This window comes from Paraburkholderia solisilvae, assembly GCF_902859875.1.
GTDB lineage: Bacteria > Pseudomonadota > Gammaproteobacteria > Burkholderiales > Burkholderiaceae > Paraburkholderia > Paraburkholderia solisilvae.
Window position 1 is genome coordinate 1 of record NZ_CADIKF010000025.1, and the last position, 21,289, is coordinate 21,289.

The 21,289-nt window shown below is 61.9% G+C and carries 16 protein-coding genes; 5 read left to right on the top strand and 11 right to left on the bottom strand.

Annotation, left to right across the window (positions count from 1 at the left end; all coding sequences use genetic code 11):
* Window positions 1–273: 273 nt before the first annotated feature.
* From HV675_RS16590 to HV675_RS16620, 7 genes are all read right to left on the bottom strand, one after another.
* The gene (locus tag HV675_RS16590) at window positions 274–525 is read right to left on the bottom strand and encodes a hypothetical protein (RefSeq protein WP_175112017.1); all 252 of its coding nucleotides are present in this window, start codon (window positions 523–525) and stop codon (window positions 274–276) included.
* A 59-nt stretch (window positions 526–584) separates the two neighbouring features.
* Window positions 585–1,520: an electron transfer flavoprotein subunit alpha/FixB family protein gene (locus tag HV675_RS16595; RefSeq protein WP_175112018.1), complete on the bottom strand. Its 936-nt coding sequence runs from the start codon at window positions 1,518–1,520 to the stop codon at window positions 585–587.
* 15 nt (window positions 1,521–1,535) lie between these two features.
* Window positions 1,536–2,285: an electron transfer flavoprotein subunit beta/FixA family protein gene (locus tag HV675_RS16600; protein ID WP_175112019.1), complete on the bottom strand. Its 750-nt coding sequence runs from the start codon at window positions 2,283–2,285 to the stop codon at window positions 1,536–1,538.
* A gap of 64 nt (window positions 2,286–2,349) precedes the next feature.
* Entirely contained in the window at window positions 2,350–3,513 is a 1,164-nt protein-coding gene (locus HV675_RS16605; protein ID WP_175112020.1) for an enoyl-CoA hydratase/isomerase family protein, read from the bottom strand.
* Window positions 3,510–4,304, bottom strand: coding sequence for an enoyl-CoA hydratase (locus HV675_RS16610; RefSeq protein WP_175112021.1), 795 nt, complete (start codon window positions 4,302–4,304; stop codon window positions 3,510–3,512). Before HV675_RS16610 ends, HV675_RS16605 begins: the two co-directional genes overlap by 4 nt.
* Window positions 4,305–4,411: 107 nt before the next feature.
* Window positions 4,412–5,308: a 3-hydroxyisobutyrate dehydrogenase gene (gene mmsB, locus HV675_RS16615; RefSeq protein ID WP_175112022.1), complete on the bottom strand. Its 897-nt coding sequence runs from the start codon at window positions 5,306–5,308 to the stop codon at window positions 4,412–4,414.
* Window positions 5,309–5,331: 23 nt separating this feature from the next.
* Window positions 5,332–6,858: a CoA-acylating methylmalonate-semialdehyde dehydrogenase gene (locus HV675_RS16620; protein ID WP_175112023.1), complete on the bottom strand. Its 1,527-nt coding sequence runs from the start codon at window positions 6,856–6,858 to the stop codon at window positions 5,332–5,334.
* Between the two features lie 139 nt (window positions 6,859–6,997).
* Between HV675_RS16620 and HV675_RS16625 the strand changes: the two genes are divergently transcribed.
* The gene (locus HV675_RS16625; RefSeq protein WP_175112024.1) at window positions 6,998–8,002 is read left to right on the top strand and encodes a LysR family transcriptional regulator; all 1,005 of its coding nucleotides are present in this window, start codon (window positions 6,998–7,000) and stop codon (window positions 8,000–8,002) included.
* 15 nt (window positions 8,003–8,017) lie between these two features.
* Complete coding sequence (locus tag HV675_RS16630; protein ID WP_175112025.1) at window positions 8,018–8,971, top strand: LysR substrate-binding domain-containing protein; 954 nt, start codon at window positions 8,018–8,020, stop codon at window positions 8,969–8,971.
* A gap of 18 nt (window positions 8,972–8,989) precedes the next feature.
* Here the strand turns inward: HV675_RS16630 and HV675_RS16635 are convergent, their stop codons facing one another.
* The 4 genes from HV675_RS16635 to HV675_RS16650 form a co-directional block, all read right to left on the bottom strand.
* Window positions 8,990–10,237 (bottom strand): alpha-hydroxy acid oxidase, encoded by a 1,248-nt coding sequence (locus HV675_RS16635; protein WP_175112026.1) that lies wholly within the window; start codon window positions 10,235–10,237, stop codon window positions 8,990–8,992.
* Window positions 10,238–10,296: 59 nt separating this feature from the next.
* On the bottom strand, window positions 10,297–13,851 hold the full coding sequence (locus HV675_RS16640) for an indolepyruvate ferredoxin oxidoreductase family protein (protein WP_175112027.1): 3,555 nt from the start codon (window positions 13,849–13,851) through the stop codon (window positions 10,297–10,299).
* A 640-nt stretch (window positions 13,852–14,491) separates the two neighbouring features.
* Entirely contained in the window at window positions 14,492–15,520 is a 1,029-nt protein-coding gene (locus HV675_RS16645; RefSeq protein ID WP_175112028.1) for a peptidoglycan DD-metalloendopeptidase family protein, read from the bottom strand.
* A gap of 654 nt (window positions 15,521–16,174) precedes the next feature.
* Window positions 16,175–17,179, bottom strand: coding sequence for an aldo/keto reductase (locus HV675_RS16650; RefSeq protein WP_175112029.1), 1,005 nt, complete (start codon window positions 17,177–17,179; stop codon window positions 16,175–16,177).
* Window positions 17,180–17,382: 203 nt separating this feature from the next.
* On the opposite strand from HV675_RS16650, the gene HV675_RS16655 reads away from it, so the two are divergent.
* From HV675_RS16655 to HV675_RS16665, 3 genes are all read left to right on the top strand, one after another.
* Window positions 17,383–18,288 (top strand): LysR family transcriptional regulator, encoded by a 906-nt coding sequence (locus HV675_RS16655; RefSeq protein WP_175112030.1) that lies wholly within the window; start codon window positions 17,383–17,385, stop codon window positions 18,286–18,288.
* A 411-nt stretch (window positions 18,289–18,699) separates the two neighbouring features.
* The gene (locus HV675_RS16660) at window positions 18,700–19,683 is read left to right on the top strand and encodes a helix-turn-helix domain-containing protein (protein ID WP_175112031.1); all 984 of its coding nucleotides are present in this window, start codon (window positions 18,700–18,702) and stop codon (window positions 19,681–19,683) included.
* 81 nt (window positions 19,684–19,764) lie between these two features.
* Window positions 19,765–21,123 carry an undecaprenyl-phosphate glucose phosphotransferase gene (locus HV675_RS16665; protein ID WP_246270325.1) on the top strand — a complete coding sequence of 453 codons (1,359 nt, stop codon included), beginning with the start codon at window positions 19,765–19,767 and terminating at the stop codon, window positions 21,121–21,123.
* Window positions 21,124–21,289 lie beyond the last annotated feature (166 nt).

The window sequence follows — 21,289 nt, forward strand, 5'->3', positions numbered from 1 at the left end:
GAACCTTGCGCGGCGTTTCCCGGCAAAGCAGCAACAGGCGATCCTCGACGTGTCGCTGGATCAGGCAAAGCTCGAAGCGATGCCGGTCAATGAATACGTCGATCTGTACGTTATTTGAGCAAGGCTCGCGGATCGCGACGACCCCTTCGACATGTTTGTTGGGGTCGTCGGTTTATTGGGCGCAAAGGCTGTCTTCCAACCAGTCTGTTGCCCATGTTTGCTCAGGGTGAATGCGCGATGGAGCCCGGGCGGTAGCTGATCGCTGATGAGCGATCACCTGATTCGCGAGCACCCGATAGTCGATAACCCGAGGCCGCGCCTTGTCGCCGCCTCTTTCGCCATCCTGATCGCATCATAGAAATTCTGTTCAGTCGCGACATGGACTCGATCGACATTCACCACCCAGCGACTAAACATATAACGCCAGCGAACGCGCCGCTCCTCGAGCAATCCGGAAAACCAGCGCCAGACCTCTGCATCTTCGGCATTGGCGGCCGCTGCGGCATCCAGACGGATGCGCTGCATCGTGTCGACCTCCGTTGAGGCAACCGGGCGATTGCCGCTCACAGTCCTGTACGGCACCGTTACGCGATCCGCTCGACGAGTTCCGGCACGAGCGTGAACAGATCGCCGACGATGCCGTAATCGGCCACGCTGAAGATCGGCGCCTCCTCGTCCTTGTTGATCGCGACGATGACCTTCGCGTCCTTCATGCCCGCGAGATGCTGGATCGCGCCGGAAATCCCAACCGCAACATACAGTTGCGGCGCGACGATCTTGCCGGTCTGCCCGACCTGATAGTCGTTCGGCGCGAATCCGGCATCGACGGCCGCGCGCGATGCGCCCAGCGCCGCGCCGAGTTTGTCCGCCAGCGGCTCCAGCACCTTCGTGTAGTTTTCCGCGCTGCCTAGCCCCCGGCCGCCCGACACGATGACGTTCGCGCTCGTCAGCTCCGGACGCTCCAGCTTCGTCAGTTCGCGGCTGACCAGCTGCGAAATGCCAGCGTCGGCGGCCGCGGCGATCGCCTCGATCGATGCGCTCCCGCCTCCCGCCTTCACCGGATCGAAGCCGGTCGCCCGCACGGTGATGACCTTGATCGGGTCACCCGACTGCACGGTCGCAATCGCGTTTCCTGCGTAGATCGGCCGTTCGAACGTGTCGGCCGAAACGACCGCCGTGATCTCCGAGATCTGCGCGACGTCCAGCTTCGCGGCGACGCGTGGCGCAATATTCTTGCCGTACGCGGTCGCCGGCGCGAGGATATGCGAATACGCGCTTGCGACGCTCAACACGGTTGCTTCGATGTTTTCCGCGAGACCATCCGCCAGTTGCGGTGCGTCGGCCAGCAGCACCTTGCTTACACCGGCGATCTTCGCCGCCGCTTCTGCTGCATCCTGTGCGTCGTGGCCTGCAACCAGCAGGTGAATGTCGCCGCCGATTTTCTGCGCGGCCGCCACCGTGTTTAGCGTTGCCGCTTTGACCGACGCGTTGTCGTGTTCGGCAATGATCAGAATCGTCATTTACGTCTACTCCCGTTAGAACACCTTAGCTTCGGTCGTCAGTTTGTCGACCAGCGTCTTCACGTCCGCCACCTTTATACCCGCCACGCGCTTCGGCGGTTCCGCCACCTTCAACGTCTTTAGACGCGGTGTGACGTCGACGCCGAGGTCCTCGGGCTTGAGCGTCTCAAACGGCTTCTTCTTTGCCTTCATGATGTTCGGCAGTGTCACGTGGCGGGGCTCGTTCAGGCGCAGATCGGTCGTCACTACAGCCGGCAGCTTCAGCGAAAGCGTCTGTGCTCCGCCATCGACTTCACGCGCGACGATCGCCTTGCCGTCGGCGATCATCACCTTGCACGCGAATGTCGCCTGCGGCAGGCCTGCCAGCGCGGCCAGCATCTGGCCCGTCTGGTTCGAATCGCCGTCGATGGCCTGCTTGCCGAGCATGACCAGTTGCGGCTGTTCCTTGTCCACCAGCGCCTTAAGGATCTTTGCGACGGCCAGCGGCTCGACACCATGGTGCGACTCAACAAGGATCGCGCGGTCTGCACCGAGCGCCAGCGCCGTGCGCAGCGTTTCCTGCGCCTGCGCAACGCCAACCGACACAACCACCACTTCGGTGGCAACGCCCGCTTCTTTCAGCCGAACCGCTTCCTCCACCGCAATCTCGTCGAACGGGTTCATCGACATCTTCACGTTAGCAATGTCGACACCGGTGCCGTCCGACTTCACGTGGACCTTGATGTTGAAGTCGACCACACGCTTTACACTAACCAGTATTTTCACGGGCACTCCAGATCTGCTTACCGAATCAGCGTATTACGGAGACTCGATATGAAATTTCATGAGTTCAGGGATGCAAAATTTCAATGTCACGCAGCGGATGTTCGTCCACCCGCCATGGCGACGCCAAAAAATACTGGACGCGCTCCGGCCTGACTTCCCATACAGACGCCGGCGCCCACCGAGGCTTACGGTCCTTGTCGACAAGGTGCGCACGGACTCCCTCAACAAAATCGCCGTCGTTGATTGCCTTGCTTACGCATCCCAATTCCATCCGGAAGCAGCTGCCCAGCGACGCACATCGACCCCGTAACATCATCTCTCGCGTCACGTAGAGCATCGTGGGCGAATGCTGCTCCAATGCGGTTACCGTAGTTTCAATCCACTGCGCCGCTTCGCTGCCCTTGTTGATTGCTACCCGGTCCTTCAATTTTCCAACGATATTTTCAATTCTCATGCGCGGATCAAAAAAGCATTTGATCAATGGCGCGAGCGTGCGTGTCGGTGCTCTCCCGGCATGACTGGCGCCTGCGTCGAAGACTTCTCGCAAAGCGCGCTTCAACCTGTCGGGAAACGACGGATCCAGGTTGGATGGCGGCACGGCCATTAGCCGCTCTTCGAATGTCGAAAGCCACTCGGATGACACGTGGAGATCAGCGAGATTCCACATCAGTGCGTCGGCTCCGTTGAGCGAGGCGCCCGTGAGTGCGAAATACAGCGCCACTTCAATGGGCATCTTCGTCATGAAACTGGTGGCCCCGACGTCGGGAATCAGCCCGATGCGGGCCTCCGGCATCGCCATTCTGGTCCGCTCAGTCACGACGCGCAGCCACGCGCCCTGTGCGAGCCCCATGCCGCCGCCCATCGTCACGCCGTCGAGGATCGCGACGACCGGCTTCGGAAATTTATGCAGCGCATAGTCGAGTCGATATTCGTCGACGAAGAACTGGAGCCAGGCCTGATCGTTTTTACGGGCCCGTTGATACAACTCGCGCACATCGCCGCCCGCGCAAAACGCCTTCTCTCCGGCGGCCTCGAGGACGACCGCAACAATGCCGTCGTCGATCCGGCATCGACGCAACAAGTCGGAAAGCGCCTTGACCATGTGGTGGGAAAGCGCATTGAGCGCTTGCGGACGATTCAACGTAATGATGGCCACACGATTGACTATGCGAAGCAAAACCGTCGGCTCTGCATAGACCCATTCCATCTTTTCGATCGCAACTTTCATCGAGCAGGCTCCTCAGGCATCGTCGACCAGCGCGCAGCGCGTTTTTCAAGGAACGCGTTCACGCCTTCCCGTTGATTCGGCCCATCAAAGAGGTCAACAAAGCGGGCTCGCTCGAGTGCCAATGCAGCGTGGCGTGGCACCCCCTGACGGGCTTGATGGATCAGCGCCTTCGAATACGTCACCGCATCCGGACTGAGCGATCTCACCCGGTCCGCCAGCCGTAACGCCGCCTCTCTGGCCGCGCCCGTTTCGACAACCTCTTCCACCAGGCCGATGCGCAGTGCGGTTTGCGCGTCGACGCGCTCGCCGGTCAGGATGATGCGTTTGGCCCATCCCTCCCCGACCAGCCACGGAAGCGTCTGCGTTCCACATCCACACGGCAGGAGACCGACTGCGGTTTCCGGCAAGCCCAGTTGAGCATGCTTCTCCGCAATACGAATATCGGTTGCCAATGCGCACTCCAACCCGCCTCCCAATGCATAACCGTTGATCGCAGCGATCACCACCGCGCGCGCATTCTGCAGCGCTTCGAAAGCCGCACCGAAGCGCGCTGCGGCCAACCGCGCGACTTTGCTGTCTGCGTCGGCGAATGCATTGAGGTCGGCTCCCGCGCTAAAGAACTTCGGACCGTCACCGGACACGACGATTGCCCGGACGTGCTCATCCCGATCCAGCTTCCTGACGGTCTGCGTGAGCTCCAGCAATCCTTCCGGCGTGAATGCGTTCACGGGTGGCCGCTTCAGCGTGAGCAACGCCACTTCCCCATTGTCGCGATAGACAAGGTCAATCATGAAGACCCTCCTTCAATCGTCCATCCTCTGAACATGCGTCTCTTTGAGATTGCGCACGATGTCCGACGCGTTGCGTCAACGGGGTCAGCGGCGCGCGTGTCCCTACGCTAAATCGCTACTTTGATGCCGCGATACAGATTGATTACCGCCGAAAAATCGAGGCGCCCTTCTCCGCGCGCGCTCAACGTCTGATAGAGCTGTTGCGTCAACGCACCAAGGTAGGCAGGCTGCCGCGCAAACTTCGCGGCATCGGTCGCAAGACCCAGATCCTTCAACATCAGATCCGCTCCGAAACCGCCGGTGTAACCACGAGCGGCGGGCGCCGAATCGAGCACACCGGGAAACGGATTGCAGGTATCGGAACTCCAGCAACGGCCGGTCGACGTGTTGATCACCCCTGCCAGCACCGCAGCATCGATTCCCAGCGCCTCCCCGAGCGCCATCGCTTCGGAAACGCCGGCCATGGTGATCCCGAGCACGAGGTTGTTGCAGATCTTCGCCACCTGGCCCGTCGACGTTTCCCCGCAACGAACGATGTTCCTGCCCATGGCCTGAAGCACCGGCCTGATTTTCCTGAAGTCGGCAGCGCTTGCACCGACCATGAAGGTCAGCGTGCCCGCCGTCGCGCCGCCCGTCCCGCCCGACACCGGCGCATCGACAAACGTATTGCCGTTCGCTTTCGCCGCCTCCGCCATCGACTTCACCGTGGCAGGGTCGATCGTGCTGCAATCGATAATGATGGTGCCCTCGGGGACGCCGGCCAGAACACCGTCGTCCGCGGTTAGCACACGCTTCACATGCGCGGCTGCGGGCAGCATCGTGACGACCCATTCGACGCCCGTCGCTGCAGCCTTCGGAGATGCCGCCGCCTTCGCGCCGGCGCCGACCAGCGAATGAACCGCTGCGTCATTCAGATCGAAGACATTCAACGAATGTCCCGCTTTCAGAAGATTGAGCGCCATCGGCGCGCCCATGTTGCCAAGCCCGATAAAGCCGATTTTCATGATGCTGTCTTCCTGATCGAGCGTTAGCGCAGACTGATCGTCGTATTGACGCCGTCGCTTACCGTTGCGTCGTCGAACCAGCGAGCCGTTACGGTTTTGGTCTGCGTGTAGAACTGCACGACCTGCTTGCCGTAAGGACCGAGATCGCCAAGCTTGGAGCCGCGCGAACCGGTGAAGCTGAAGAACGGAACGGGCACTGGAATGGGGATATTGATGCCCACCTGCCCGACGTCGATTTCATTCTGGAATTTGCGCGCGGCAGCGCCGCTTTGCGTAAAGAGGCCGACACCGTTGCCGAACGGATTTGCATTCACGAGCCGGATTGCGTCGTCGAGCGTATCGACGCCCAGCACAACGAGGACAGGACCAAAAATCTCGTTGGTGTAGACGCTCATCTGCGTGGTGACGTCCGTGAAAATGGTCGGTCCGATAAAGTTGCCCTCTTCGTAGCCCGCCACCTTGACCTGTCGGCCATCCAGCACGAGCTTCGCTCCGGCGTTCACGCCTTCTTCGATCAGCTTCAGCACGCGCTCCTTCGCTGCTCGCGATACGACAGGACCGACGTCTGTTTTGGCTTCGTGACCTGCATTGACCTTGAGCGCGTGCGCTTTTTCAACAAGGTCCGGCACCCAGTCCCGCGCCGTTCCGACGAGCACCACCACGGAGGTGGCCATGCATCGCTGGCCTGCCGCGCCGAATCCCGCCCCAACCAGCGCGTTCAAGGTCTGCTGACGATTCGCATCCGGCAACACGACCGCGTGATTTTTGGCGCCCATCATCGACTGAGCGCGCTTTCCGTGCTCGCTAGCGAGCCGGTACACGTGCTCGCCGACCGAAGTCGAGCCGACAAACGACACCGCCTGCACCCGCTTATGCGTGCAGAGCGCGTCCACCACTTCTTTCCCGCCGTGGACCACGTTCAGTACGCCTTTCGGCACGCCTGCGTCGAGCGCCAGTTTCACGAGTTCCATCGTCGACAACGGATCCTGCTCGGACGGCTTCAGCACAAACGTGTTACCGCAAACGATCGCCATCGGAAACATCCAGAGCGGAATCATGGCGGGAAAGTTGAACGGCGTAATGCCGGCGCAAACGCCGATTGGCTGGCGCAGCGTGTACGTATCGACGCCGCCGGCCACGTTCTCCGCGAACTCCCCAAGCTGCAGCGTACCGACGGAGCACGCGTGCTCGACGACCTCGAGGCCGCGGAAGATATCGCCCTCTGCATCCGGCAACGTCTTGCCTTGCTCGGCAGTCAGTACTGCTGCAATGCGCGACATGTTCTCGCGCACGAGCGCCTGAAACTTCAGCATGATCCGCATGCGCGAGCCGATCGACGTATTACGCCATGACGCAAAAGCCGCATGTGCCGTTTCGATGGCGGCGTTCACTTCCGCGGCCGTCGCGAGAGGAACGTGAGCCAGCACCTCCTGCGTCGCCGGATTGATCACGGCCCGCCATTGCGCGGTTTGCGAATCGACCCATTCCCCGTTGATCAACAACGGCACTTTCCCGACTGTTACGTTTTCACTCTGCTTCACTGCATTCATTCTCTGCCTCGCTCCGGTTAGTCGATCCACAGTGCTTTCTTCAGTTTTATAGATTTCATCCTTCATCTATTCACCGAGATTCCACCAGAGTATAGTTGGCTGGAATTGCTCATGAAATGACGTAAATCACCCATCGGATATGCAAAAATCCACCAGCGCGATGCGCGGATTGAACTGGGATGACCTGCGATATTTCCTTGCGGTTGCCAGGACGCAGACCATCACTGCGGCGGCGAAGCGACTCGGCGTCGACCACACGACGGTCGCTCGCAGGGTGCGCGAGCTCGAGAACTCGCTATGCACTGTGCTGTTCGAGAAATCGCGATCACGAGGCTTCGCGCTGACTGCGGAAGGTCTTCGCCTGCTGTCCCACGCGGACAAAGTGGAAAGCGAAGTGCAACTGGCAAGCGAGCAATTTACCGGCGCGGCGCACACGCTGTCCGGGCACGTCAGGATCGGGTCGACCGAAGGATTCGGCTCCTTCTTCCTTGCGCCTCAACTCGCCCATTTTGCGGCAGCGCATCCAGACATCTCGATCGACCTGCTTCCCGTTCCGCACTTCGTCAGCCTGTCGAAACGGGAGGCCGACATCGCGATCATGCTTGAGCGCCCGGAACGCGGGCAGTATGTGCAGACGAGACTGTGCGACTACGCGCTCAGGCTGTACGGAACCGACGAGTATCTTCGCGCGCACCCCGTGTCGGACAACATTCAGGACCTCCGTCAACACAGGTATCTGAACTACGTCACCGATCTCGCCTTTAGTCCGGAACTGCTCTATCTCGAACGAACCATCCCGGGCGCGACAGCGAATCTATCCACGACGAGCATCGTTGCTCAGTACCATGCCGCGTTGCAGAGTCAGTCACTTGCCATCTTGCCCTGTTTCATAGCCGAGTCCGACTCGAGATTGAGCGCCATTTTTCCGCACGAACTCGTCATCACACGTCAGTTCTGGTTGTGCTGCCGGGAGGATCTGCGCAGTCTTCGACGCATCTCGGTGCTCTGGGATTTTTTGCGTGAGGCCGCCGAGCTCAATCGGCCCTTTCTACTCGGTGAGCGTTCAGAGATGCAGTTTCCGTCATTCGCTGACACCCGCGTTCAGGACCGGCCGGGCGACGCGAACCATCCTGTCCCACGTTGATCGCATCTATTTCCAATGGAACTCCGACAGCTCAAATACTTCGTCGCGATCGTCGAGAGCGGCAGCATCTCCAACGCCGCTCAGCGCCTGTTTATTGCGCAGTCCGCACTGAGCAGGCAGATCGCCGAGCTCGAGGAAGAGCTCGGTTCGCCACTATTGGTAAGAACGCGAACGGGCGTACGGGTAACCGAGTCCGGTCAGATCTTCTACGACTATGCAAAGGCCATTCTCAAGCAGCTTGCCGACGCCTGCCATGCCGTTCGGACCTCCACGGATGCCGTTACCGGATCAGTCACGCTGGGTGTCCCACAAAGCGCGTCTGTCGCGCTGGCCTTACCCCTGCTTCAAGCCACGCGAGAGAAACTTCCCGGAATTCTGCTTCATGTGAATGAGGAGCTATCCGGCAATCTTCTCGACCAGCTTAGACAAGGTCTGGTTGACCTCGCCATCTTCACCGCCAACATACCCGTGTCGGCCGATCTGGAATTCAGCCCGGTGCTGCGGGAAGAATTTTTCTGGATCAGGGGCACGCACCACGCGGCGCCGTCCACGTCAGATACGATACGTCTGGAAGATATCTGCAACTATCCGCTGGTGATGGCGGCCGCTCAACACGGCCATTGCACCCGGGCAATCGTCGAGGACCGATTTGCAGCCGAAGGTCTTCCGTCGCCTCCTTTGCTGGCGGAAATCAACTCCGTGCATGTGATGAAAAGCGCCATTCAGGCGGGCCTCGCCACCTCGATACTTCCGCTTGCGCTGGTTAAGGATGAAGTCGACGCGGGCACTCTCTTTGCCCATCGAATCGGCACCACGCCGCTCCAACGCGTGCTCGGCATTTGCCTGTCACGCGAACTGCCACGGACGAACGCCAAACGCGCGGTTAGCATGGTGCTTCGCGAGGTCATGCATTCGTTGTCCGCAAGTGGGCAGTGGCCCGGTACCCAACCCGCTGAAGACACTCCCTGATTCCGCCGCGTCGACACATCAGATACGCTCCTGCTCCAGTTCATGTATTGCCGTGGCGAAGCCGGTGAGCGCCCGGTCATCTTCAACAACGCCGCGGCTATCCGCGCGACGACCGGTCATCGGGACGGTTTTCTCGACAAGAACGGTCCGGTTCACAGCATTGATGTCGGTATGCCCGCAGAAAGCCATCGTCAGATCCAGTTCCTTGCGGATCAATTCCAGCGCAAGCCTGACGCCTTTTTCTCCGAATGCGCCGAGTCCCCAAAGATGAGCCCGCCCGATCAGCGCGCCTCTCGCCCCCAGCGCAATCGCCTTGAGAACGTCTTGCCCGGAGCGAATGCCGCTATCTATCCACACTTCGGTTGAACGACCCACTTTATCCACGATTTCGGGAAGCACCGACACGCTTGCAGGCGCGCCGTCAAGCTGCCGGCCGCCGTGGTTACTGACGATAATGGCGTCGACGCCCGCCGCGACCGCGGTCTGCGCGTCTTCAGGGTCGAGGATTCCCTTGATGATGAGCTTCCCGCCCCAGCGCTCCTTGATCCATTCGACGTCTGTCCAGCTCAGACACGGATTCAGCTGCTGCCCGATCCAGTTCGCAAGCGAATGCACGTCGCCCACCCCTTTCGCGTGACCGATGATATTCCCGAGGTTGCGCCGGTGTGTGCGCAGCATGCCCATGCACCACCTCGGCTTGGTCAGCATGTTCGAGACACTTGAGATGGTGAGTTTCGGCGGTGTCGACAAGCCATTCTTCGCATCCTTGAACCGATTGCCCAATACCGATAAATCAAGCGTCAGGATCAAGGCGTCGCAGCCGGCAGCTTTGGCGCGATCGATCAGCGAAAGCAAAAACTGCTTGTCGCGCATCACGTAAAGCTGGAACCAGAACGGCGCGTTCGTCGCGGCCTGGATGTCCTCAAGCGAAGCGATGCTAAGCGTCGAGAGTGTGTATCGAACGCCGGCGGCCAATGCCGCTTTTGCCGCCAGAATCTCGCCGTCCGGATGAATCATGCCGGCGAGACCGATGGGTGCAATACCCACCGGCATCGATACGTCGATACCGAGCATCGTGGTTTTTAGCGAACGCTCATCGATCGACCTTCCGACCCGCTGACGCAGAAGGATTTCCTTGAAGCATGCCTCATTCGACCGGTACGTCTGCTCGGTCCATGACCCGGAGTCCACGAAATCGTAAAACATCCTGGGAACACGGCGGGCGGCAATCTTTCGAAGATCTTCGATATCGCTAACAATTTTCAATTTGTCTCCGTAGATTTTTCGTCGAGTATTTTCTATGTGCTCATCTGCTTACCTGCGCATCAGCTTGCGAGACGCTGGTCCACCGATTGTCCCTGCGTTCGTGCACGGCTTTCGCGCTGTGCGGTCAGCGCAGCAACGCTGCCTTCTTTCACGTATCCGAATCCGCGCACGCGCTCCGGCCAGCCGGCCTCTTCCACGGCTTGCGCAAGATTCGACTGGCTAAGCTCCGACAACATCCGCTCAATGCCTAGTTGATAGTCGGCAATCAGACGCCGCTCCATTTTGCGTTCGTTCGTATAGCCGAACGGATCAAACAGCGTGCCTCTCAGGAACTTCAGCTTCGCCAGTGCGCGCAAGGCATGCCACATCCATCCACCATATTCCTTCTTGACCGGATGACCCTTTGCGTCGACCTTCGCGAAAAGCGGCGGCGCCAGATTGAACCTGAGCGACACTTTCCCTTCGAACTGCGCATGCAGTTTCTCGAGAAATCTCCCATCGGTATAGAGACGGGCGACCTCGTATTCGTCCTTGTACGCCATCAGCTTGAAGTAGTACCTGGCGACCGTTGCCGTCAGCCTGCTACTGTTCGTGAGCCACTTTTCCTGCGCACGCACCCGCTCGACAAGGTCCCGATACCGCTTCGCATACGCCGGGCTCTGATAAGCGGTCAGTTCGCGCACGCGCTCGTTGATCTGCTGATCGAGGGTCGCGGGAAACGCAATGGTGACCCGTTGCGGCGGCGTCGCAACGGCAGCCACACGTTGCACGTCGACGGCCGCATGGCGGCCCCATGCGAACGCTTTTTTGTTAGCCTCGATCGCCACGCCATTCAGTTCGATCGCCCGATTGATCGCGGCGTCGCCAACGGGGATATAGCCCTTCTGAAACGCAAAGCCGAGCATGAACAGGTTCGTGGCAATGGAATCGCCCAGAAGCGCAGTCGCGATCGTCGTCGCGTCGACAAACTCAGCCTTCTCGCCGACTGAATCGGTGACGAGTTGCATGAGCTCCTGTTCCGGGTACTGCCAGTCAGGATCTTTCGCGAAAGCCCCGGTTGGCTGTTTGTGCCGATTCACGACCGCGGCCGTCCGGCCACGCTTCATCTTCGCGATCGCTTCCTGCCCGCCGGCAGTCAGCAGGTCACAACCGAGAACCAGATCGGCCTCTCCGGCCGGAATACGTGCGGCCATCCGGTTTTCGGGGGACCGCGAAAATCGCACATGCGACGTGACGGCGCCGTTCTTCTGGGACATACCGGTCATATCCAGCACCGACACGCCTTTGCCTTCGAGATGCGCCGCCATGCCCAGCAACGCGCCGATCGTGATGACGCCGGTCCCGCCGATACCATTGACGAGCACGTTGTAGGTGCTCTCGCAAGATGGCAGCGTGACAGCGGGCAGTGTGCCGAAGTCGGCCACGCTCACGCCCTGGGCAACCGCTTTCTTGCGCAGCTTGCCGCCCTTGACGGTTACAAAGCTCGGGCAAAACCCCTTCACGCACGAATAATCCTTGTTGCAGGACGACTGGTCGACGGTGCGCTTGCGGCCGAAGCTCGTCTCGAGCGGCAAGATCGACGTGCAGTTCGACTGCGTCCCGCAGTCGCCGCACCCTTCGCATACGGCATCGTTGATAAAGAGCCGTTTGTCGGGATCGGAAAGCTCTTTCTTCTTGCGACGGCGACGCTTTTCAGCCGCGCATGTCTGATCGTAAACAAGGATCGTCACCCCTTCGGTCTCGCGCAGCTCTCGCTGAATGGCATCGAGATCCGCGCGATCGTTGAACGTGGTGATATCCGGAAAACCGGCTCGCGACTCGTAACGCCCCAGGTCTTCCGTCACGACCGCGATGCGCTTCACCCCTTCGGCCGCAAGCTGACGCACCACACGGTCGACGGAGAGCGTGCCATCGACCGGTTGCCCGCCGGTCATGGCCACCGCATCGTTGTAGAGAATCTTGTAAGTGATATTCACGCGTGCAGCAATAGCGGCCCGAATGGCGAGCGATCCGGAATGAAAATACGTGCCGTCGCCCAGATTCGCGAACACATGACGCACCTTCGAGAACGGAGCCTGGCCTATCCATGGCGCACCTTCGCCTCCCATATGCGTCGTCGTCCTGTTGTGTTCCGGATAGATCGCGGTTGCCATGACGTGGCAGCCGATTCCGGCGAGTGCCAGGCTGCCGTCCGGGACTTTCGTCGATGTGTTGTGCGGACATCCGGAGCAATAGTATGCGGGCCGTGCAGGCGCAACGAACGAGCGCGCAAGCATCTGCTCCTTGTCGTTGATGAACTCGAGGCGCTTTGCAATTGTTTCGCTCGAGTGAAATCTGGCAATGCGGCCCGCAATCACGCGCGCGATCTGGGCCACCGAAAAGTCCGTCTTCGCGCTCAGCAACCACTCGCGACGCGGCCCCGCCCATTCGCCTTTATCGTCGAATTTTCCAACCACGCGCGGACGCACCTCTTCTTTCCAGTTGTAGAGCTGCTCCTTGAGCTGGTACTCCACAATCTGACGCTTTTCCTCCACAACGAGAATTTCTTCGAGCCCATCGGCAAACTCACGCACGCTATCCGGCTCAAGTGGCCAGGGCATCGCCACCTTGAACACCCGGATGCCGATTTGCTCTGCCTTGACGTCGTCGATCCCAAGCTCTTCAAGCGCTTCCATCACGTCGACATACGACTTGCCTGACGCAATAATGCCCAGCCGCGCTCGCGGTGAATCGAGCGTGATGTGGTTGAGGCGATTCGCGCGCGCGTAGGCCAGCGCGGCGTAGATCTTGTAGTCCTGCATCAGCGCTTCCTGCTTGCGCGCCTGAACCCCGAGCGAGTCGGTCGAAAGCCGCGCATGCAAGCCGCCTTCGGGCAACGCAAATCCTTGCGGAATCACGGTGGCCAGCTTGAACGGGTCGGCGTCGACCGTTGCGCTCGATTCGACCGTGTCCGCCAATGCCTTGAATGCGACTGCGCAGCCCGAAAAGCGCGACATCGCCCATCCGTGGAGACCGAGCGTCAGATACTCCTCGACATTGGACGGGTACAGAACAGGAATCATGGCTGCCGAGAATGCGTGTTCCGATTGATTCGGCAGGGTCGAAGAATAGGCGCCGTGATCATCGGCCGCGACAAGCAGCACGCCGCCATGCATGGACGTGCCGGCGTAGTTCATGTGTTTGAACACATCACCGCATCGGTCCACGCCCGGACCCTTGCCGTACCACATCGCGAATACGCCGTCGTAATCGGAATCGCCGAGCAGCTTCACCTGCTGCGTTCCCCAGACGGACGTCGCGGCGAGGTCTTCATTGACGCCCGGCTGGAACCTGACGTGGCTGGCATCAAGGTGTTTTTGTGCTTTCCATAGCGCTTCGTCGAAACCGCCCAAGGGCGAGCCGCGATAGCCGGAAATGAACCCCGCCGTATTCAGGCCATTCGCTTTGTCGCGGAGCCGTTGAATGATCGGAAGGCGAACCAGCGCCTGAACGCCGGACAGGAACACACGCCCCGACATCTTCGTGTACTTGTCTTCAAGTGTTACATCGGCGTGAGCCAAAGTGGCGTTAGACGAGCCGTCATTATCGCGAGACTCGAGCCGAGTGGCTTCCATTTATGTCTCCATCAACCTGGTAGGTTTGGGCGCCCCATCGTTCATCTGCTGGTATGCAGACTCAGGTTGGAGCGAATCGGCCAGCGGTAGCGGCCTGCCAACGCGTCGTCGTTTGACGATTGCGCGTGGAGGAAGTCTAGGCGCGTCTGTTCGCGCACAGGAAATAGAGGTTCGCGATAGCTGCATCTCAAACTGAGATGGTCACGGCCCTGTCTGTGGATCGACTTTAAAAAGCTGAATGATGCTCAGGCGTCGTCGGCCAGCGACGACGAACAACGCGAGCCATTCATGGGTACCGGGTGGGACGTTTGCGCCCGCATGTGACGCGTTGTGCCATAAGGCTATGCGAAGGTGGCCACCGCATGCGCTGGAGCACGCTGCGCGAGTCTGCGCTGCGCGACGGCCCGACGATCTGGAGTTTGTGGCGCGACCCTAACCGGCCAGTCCGTCAACGCGGTGAAGATGCCGGTGCTCGCGAACATCGCCAGGTTCGATTCGACGCCGCGGTTCACGATCGGTGAATTGCGCAGCGCAGACGCTATGTGCGATGTGTTCTATAGACCCTGAGCAACATTCGTTTTGCGCGAATGCCCGGTCGGCCGCCATGCTCTGCTACATTCGCACCGTCAGCGTGGTGCAATTACCCGCGACTGTGCGGCAGATAAGGCATCGGATCGACCGGCTTGCCGTCGCGCCGCACCTCGAAACCGACCGATACGCGCGAGTTGTTCTCGCTGCCCATCTCCGCGATCTGCTGACCCTTGCGGACGATATCGCCCATCTTCACGAGCAGCTTGCGATTGTGCGAATAGGCAGTGAGAAAGTCCTTGTTGTGCTGCACGATGATCAGGCTGCCGTACTCGTTGAGCCCGGTGCCCGCGTACATCACCTTGCCGTCGGCGGCTGCGCGCACCGGGTCGCCGGGCTTGCCGCCGATCTCGATGCCGCGCGTCTCGCCCGGCTGGAAGCCCTCGACCACGCTGCCCTGCGCGGGCCACGCGAGCGCCACGCCGCTCGCATGACGCGATAGCGCGGCGGACACTTCGCGGGCTTCCTCGGGCGTCGGCGGCGGGACGGACGAAGCGCTAGCGAATGACTGCGCGGCAGCGGAAGCCGCATCCGCGGCCGGTGTGCTGCCCGCAGTGGAAGTCGGCGCGCTGGTTGCCGCGCCGGTTGCCGAATTTGGTGCTGCACTCGTTGACGTGCTTGCCGCCGCGCCTGCCGCCACACCTGTCGCGGAACCGGCTGCCGCAACTGAAGCACCGTGTGCCGCGTCCGGCGACGAAACGATCAACGTCTGCCCAGGCTTCACACGCGACGACGCCTTCAGGCGGTTCCACGCGAGCAGTTGTTTGACCGTGATGTCGTGCTTCTGCGCGATCCGCTTGAGCGTGTCGCCGCGCCGCACCTTATAGGTGGCGGGCTTCGCGACGGCCACCTGCGTGGCCGGCTTCGCTGCGGCGGGCGCAGGCGCCGAGGCCGCCCGTGCAATGGCCGCGGCCGCGGCATCGGACGCAGCGGCGGCCGCGTCCGGTGCGGATGCGGCCCGCACCCCGGATACCGCGTCTGCGCCTTGCTGCTGCGCCACATCCACACAGCCGCCCATTGCGACGGCCAGCGCCACCGCTACCAGGCCAACCGCGCCTCTGTCGAAACGACGATTCGACATGTCTTACTCCAGGTTCGTCGGCAAACACGACGTCCGCGGCGATGCCAGCGTGACCATCGGCGTTTGCCGGGCTTGACGAAGCCGCGGCTCGGTGCAGCGATCCCTCGTCAAAAGGGCCAGATTGGCGATTAAAATTCCAGCAGAATTGTAAAGGCAGCGCGCCTCGAAACAGCACACTGCCGAACACTTCGATACAACTGTTTAACGGCTGTATTGTGCGGCGCGGCGCGATGCGCACACCGCGACGCGCGATCACCCACGCCGGCGGGTTCGCGCTGCGGCCTTTAATTCCTAACGGCAGATCGCCGTAAAACTTAAGCGGCATGCGGGTCTTGAGGCGATGGGATGAGAATTGATGAAGAAAGTCGCGCGCTGGGAACCCGATCGAATCGCGCCTGTCAGCGACCTCGCGTCGCATCGGCGTCGCATCGGCGTCGCATCGGCGTCGCATCGGCGTCGCATCGGCGTCGCATCGGCGTCGCATCGGCGTCGCATCGGCGTCGCATCGGCGTCGCATCGGCGTCGCACCTTGCGCTACGGCTTCGCGAGGCGGCCCGAGCCTCGCGCGCAGCAAAGAATTTCTGCAAGAACAGACGGACGACCAAGCGTGACATGGGAGACCACGCTCGCCGGCAATCGCATGCCGCGCCTCGGTCAGTGCGCCGAGCGCCGTTCGCTATCGAGATGCCGCATGCCAATTTCGTTGTAGCGCGTACCCGAAACAGCATCTGCCGGCACCGCGGCCTCGATCTGCGCGAGTTCATCGGCGCTCATCGCGACCTGCAGCGCAGCGAGCGCGTCGTCCAGTTGCGAACGGCGGCGGGCGCCGACCAGCGGCACGATATCGTCGCCACGCGTGAGCACCCAAGCGAGCGCCAGTTGCGCAGGGTTGCCGCCGTGCGCCTGCGCGACCTCACGCAGCTTGTCGACCAGCTGCAGATTGCGCTCGAGATTCTCCCCCTGGAACCGCGGACTCGTGCCACGGAAATCGCGCTCCAGCGTGCGCTCCTTCGACCACCGGCCGCTCAGCAGTCCGCGCGACAGCACGCCGTACGCGCTCACGCCAATGCCGAGCTCACGGCAGGTGCGCAGAATGCCGCTCTCGATGCCGCGCGACATCAGCGAATACTCGATTTGCAGATCGCTGACCGGCGACACCGCATGGGCGCGGCGCAGCGTCTCTTCGCCGACCTCCGACAAGCCGACGTGCCGCACATAACCCTGTCTGACGAGATCCGCGATCGCGCCGACCGTGTCCTCGACCGGCACGTTCGGGTCGAGTCGCGCCGGACGATAAATGTCGATATAGTCGACGCCCAGGCGCTTTAACGAATATGCGAGAAAATTACGCACCGACGCGGGCCGCCCATCGTTGCCCGCCCAGCCGCCGCTCGGGTCGCGCAGCGCGCCGAACTTCACGCTGATCACGACGTTCTCGCGTGTGCGGCCGCGCAATGCTTCGCGAATCAGCATTTCGTTGTCACCCATCCCGTAGAAGTCGCCGGTGTCGAGCAGCGTGATGCCGGCATCGAGCGCGGCATGCAGCGTCGCGATGCTTTCATCGCGATCGGCGTGACCGTACAGGTCGGACATGCCCATGCAGCCGAGGCCGATGGCGGAAACTTGCGGACCTTGCCGGCCCAGTCGACGGGTATTCATGATGTGCTCCGAATGAATGGCTTGCGTGTTTGCGGCCGGCTGCGGGGTCCCGCAGGGCTCGAAGCGAATTCTGCGTGGCGCGCGGCGTGCGATAAACGCCGCGCATTCGACCAGTCTGGTCGAAGCGCGCTAACAATCAAGCAGTCGATCATCTTGGCCACCTTGATGCAGAGGCGGCCGTCAGCGAATCAGGAGTTCCACGGATGGACCACTTGCAGGCAATCAGAGTGTTCGTGCGCGTCGCGCAGCTCGGCAGCTTCACGAAGGCGGCCGAGCAGATGCAATTGCCGCGTCCGACCGTCAGCAATGCGATTCAATATCTGGAAACGCATCTGCGCGTGCGCCTGTTGCAGCGCACGACACGCCGCGTCGCGCTGACCGACGAAGGCGCCGCATACCATGCGCGCTGCATCCGCGTGCTCGCCGATCTCGACGATGCCGAATCGCTATTTGCCGATGCGTCCGCCGGTCCGCGCGGTGCGGTGCGCGTCGATCTGCCCGAGCGGATCGCGTTGCATACGGTGATTCCCGCGCTGCCCGGCTTTTTCGCGCGCTACCCCGATCTGCGCATCGTGCTGAGCGCCACCGATCGCATGGTCGACCTGATCGACGACGGTATCGATTGCGCGCTGCGCGTCGGCGTGCTTCGCGATCAGTCGCTGGTCGCGCGGCGCGTCGGCGAGTTTGCGCAGTTGCACTGCGCAGCGCCGCAGTATCTCGAGCGCCATGGCGTGCCGCAAACGCTCGACGACCTCGCCGACCACGTCGCGGTTGGTTTCTTTTCGAACCGCACCGGCCGCGACCTCGATTGGGAATTCGAGGAAGACGGGGAATTGCGCACAGTCAGCATGAGCAGCGCGGTATCCGTCAATAGTGCGCACGCGTATCTGGGTTGCTGCGTCGCCGGACTCGGTTTGATCCAGGCGCCGCACGCGAGCCTCGAACCGTTGCTCGCGTCGGGGCAACTGGTCGAAGTGCTGCAAGCGTGGAAGGCGCCTCCGCTGCCCGCGTCGATTGTGTTCCCGCAAGGCCGTCATCTGGCGCCGCGTGTGCGGATCGTCATCGACTGGCTCGCGGAACTGCTCGGCGCGGCCTATCCGCAAGGCTGATGCGAATCGCGACGCCGTGCCGGACAGGCCAACTCACGTACGGCACGCGCGCTCACGCCCGACTGCGCCGCCTCATCGCGCCACCTCATCGCGCCACCAGACCGTACCATCCCGCGTAAGCCTGCCCGGCATTCGCCGCGACATTTCGCAAGCTTTTCGCGCGCCTGAGCGCAACAGCCGGCATCGCCTCGACCTGCGCTCACGTTGACGTTTATCAATCTATTCAGCATCTTCGGACTATTCTGCAGACCAAATCAGAGTGATCCTATATTCCGTTCGCATCGCGCTCTTTATGCTCCCCCCTCGACGCTAGAGTCGGCGTTGTGTGCCATGAGACACACCGCCGTCAAGCCGACTGACATCACAGGCGGCTAGCTCAGCGTATCCGTTGTCAAGTGGAGATGCATCAAGATGAGTCTGGTCGAATTCGCTTTTACGCCGGCAGGGCCGCCATCCGGTACCGCACCGCACCTGATCGGCATCGTGCTGTTCGATCAATTCTCGCTGTTGCAGGCCGCCGAAGTCGCCGACGTGTTCGAAAAAGCCAATCGGCTCGATACCGGTGCAGCGGCGCCGCGTTATAAAACGGTCTTTCTGTCGGTGGGCGGCGAGCAGGTGGTCAGCTCGCTGCGCGTCGCGGTCCTCACACAGAAACTTCCCGAACACACGGCCGGAACACGCGGCTTTCGCGCGTTGTTCGTCGCCGGCGGCGAAGGCGCAAGCGGCGCGGCGCGCGAGCGGCTCATCGCGTGGCTGCGCGACGCAAGCGAAGCCGTCGAAACCGTGTGCGCGATCGGCGCCGGCAGCGCGCTCCTCGATGCCGCAAAAGCACGCGTCGCGATGACGCGCCGCGCCGCGCGCATTCCAGCCGCACCAGCCGCCTTGTCCGCGCCGTCGGCACCATCGACACCATCGACACCATCGGCAGTGCAAGCAGTACAGGCCGCGCTCGAAGCGGTGCGTCGCGACCTCGGTGCGGACGCGGCGCGCGACGTGGCCACGCAGCTTTCCTGGTCCAGCCTGCCGAAGCCCGTATCGATCGCGCTCGATACCCACGAACCCGTCGCGCAGAAGATTCGCGATAGCGCGCAGTGGATCGCCCGCAACTGCGACCGGCGTATTTCGATCACGACCGCCGCGCAACACGCGGGCATGAGCGAGCGTTCGTATTTGCGGCATTTCCGCGCGGAGATGGGCATCAAGCCCTCCGAGCATCTGCGCCGCACCCGTGTCGAACTCGCATCGACCTTGCTCGCGCAAAGCGATCTGCCGATCGACAAGATCGCCCGCCGCTGCGGGCTGACGAGCGGCGAGTGCCTCGCACGCCTGTTCCGGCAAGTCGTGCATCTCTCGCCGACCGAATACCGCAGTCGCGCGCGCCGCGCTCGTGTCTGAGCGCACGCGACCGATGCCCGGTCGCGTCACGGCACCGTCGCGACACCCTTCGTATCCTGAACGCTCTTCGTCTCGCGTCCCATGTTTTCTCTCGCATTGAAAATTGGCGATCTGTCGATGATCGTCGCCGGCGCGCTGATCGCGCGATCGCTTGCGTACAGCGACACAGCGCCGCCGTCGCATCTCGACGATCTGTTCGGTCTGCTCGCCCTGCTCGCGTTCCATCTGCTCGGCGTCCGTCGCTCGCGCCACAGCGGCGGCGCGGTGCGCTCCACGTCGCGCGCACTGTTCGCCTGGCTCGCGGCGCAACTGGCGGTCGCACTCGTTTCCAGCAAATATCCGCACGCGGACCTGCGCGGCCACTGGATCGTTTTCTGGACCGGGCTCACCGCCGCGCTGATGCTGATGCTGCGCTTCGTGCTGTACGCCGTTCTGCACGCACTGCGCAATCGCGGCTACGGCCGCACGCCGGTGGCCATCGTCGGGCGTGCCGAACAGGGCCGCGAACTGGCGGCGCGGCTCGCATCGAAACGCGGCGCCGCATTTTCGCTCGAGCTGATCCTCGACACCGCGCTCGAGCGCGATACGCTAGTCGCACAGGTACCCGCGGTGCGGCAACTCGAGCCGTTCGCACAACTGGTGCGCGCGCATCGCGTGAACGAACTGTGGATCATCGACGCGCGTGACGACGCCGCCAGCGTCGAACAGGTCGTCGATATGTTCCGCGACGATTTCGTCAATATCCGCATCGTCCCGGCGCTGGACGGGCGCGCGCTGCCGGAGCCCGCGATTGTCGATTGCCTCGGCATGCCGGTGCTCAATGTGGTCGCGGCGCCCGAACGCGGCTTGCGCGTGCTGCCCAAAGCGGTGTTCGATCGTCTCTTTGCACTGTGCGCGCTGATCGGGCTGGCGCCGCTGATGACCGCGATCGCGCTTGCGGTGAAGTGGTCGTCGCCGGGCCCGGTGTTTTTCCGGCAAAGCCGCAAGGGCATGAATGGCGAGGTGTTCTCGATCTACAAGTTCCGCACCATGTATCAGGGCGCCGACCGGCCCGGCAAAGTCACGCAGGCCAGCCGCAACGACACGCGCATTACGCGTATCGGCCGCTTTCTGCGCAGCACGAGCCTCGACGAGCTGCCGCAGTTCATCAACGTGCTGAAGGGCGAGATGTCGGTGGTCGGTCCGCGGCCGCATGCGGTCGAGCATGACGAGTATTACAAGCATCTCGTCGCGCACTACATGTACCGTTACCGGATCAAGCCAGGCATCACCGGATGGGCGCAGGTGAACGGCTATCGCGGTGAGACCGAACGGGTCGAAAAAATGGCCGCGCGGGTGATGTTCGACATTCACTATATCCAGCACTGGACGCTCGGCTTCGACCTGAAAATCATCGGGATGACGCTCGTGCACGGGTTCGCGGGCAGCAACGCGTACTGACCTTACCGCCGCTTGCCGGCACGCGGCGGCGGCCCCGCCTGTCCACCGTCGCGCCTCTCTCGCCTCTCGCCTCTCGCCTCTCGCCTCTCGCCTCTCGCCTCTCGCCTCTCGCCTCTCGCCTCTCGCCTCGCGCCTCTCGCGCTATGGGCGCGCTGCGGACGCACCA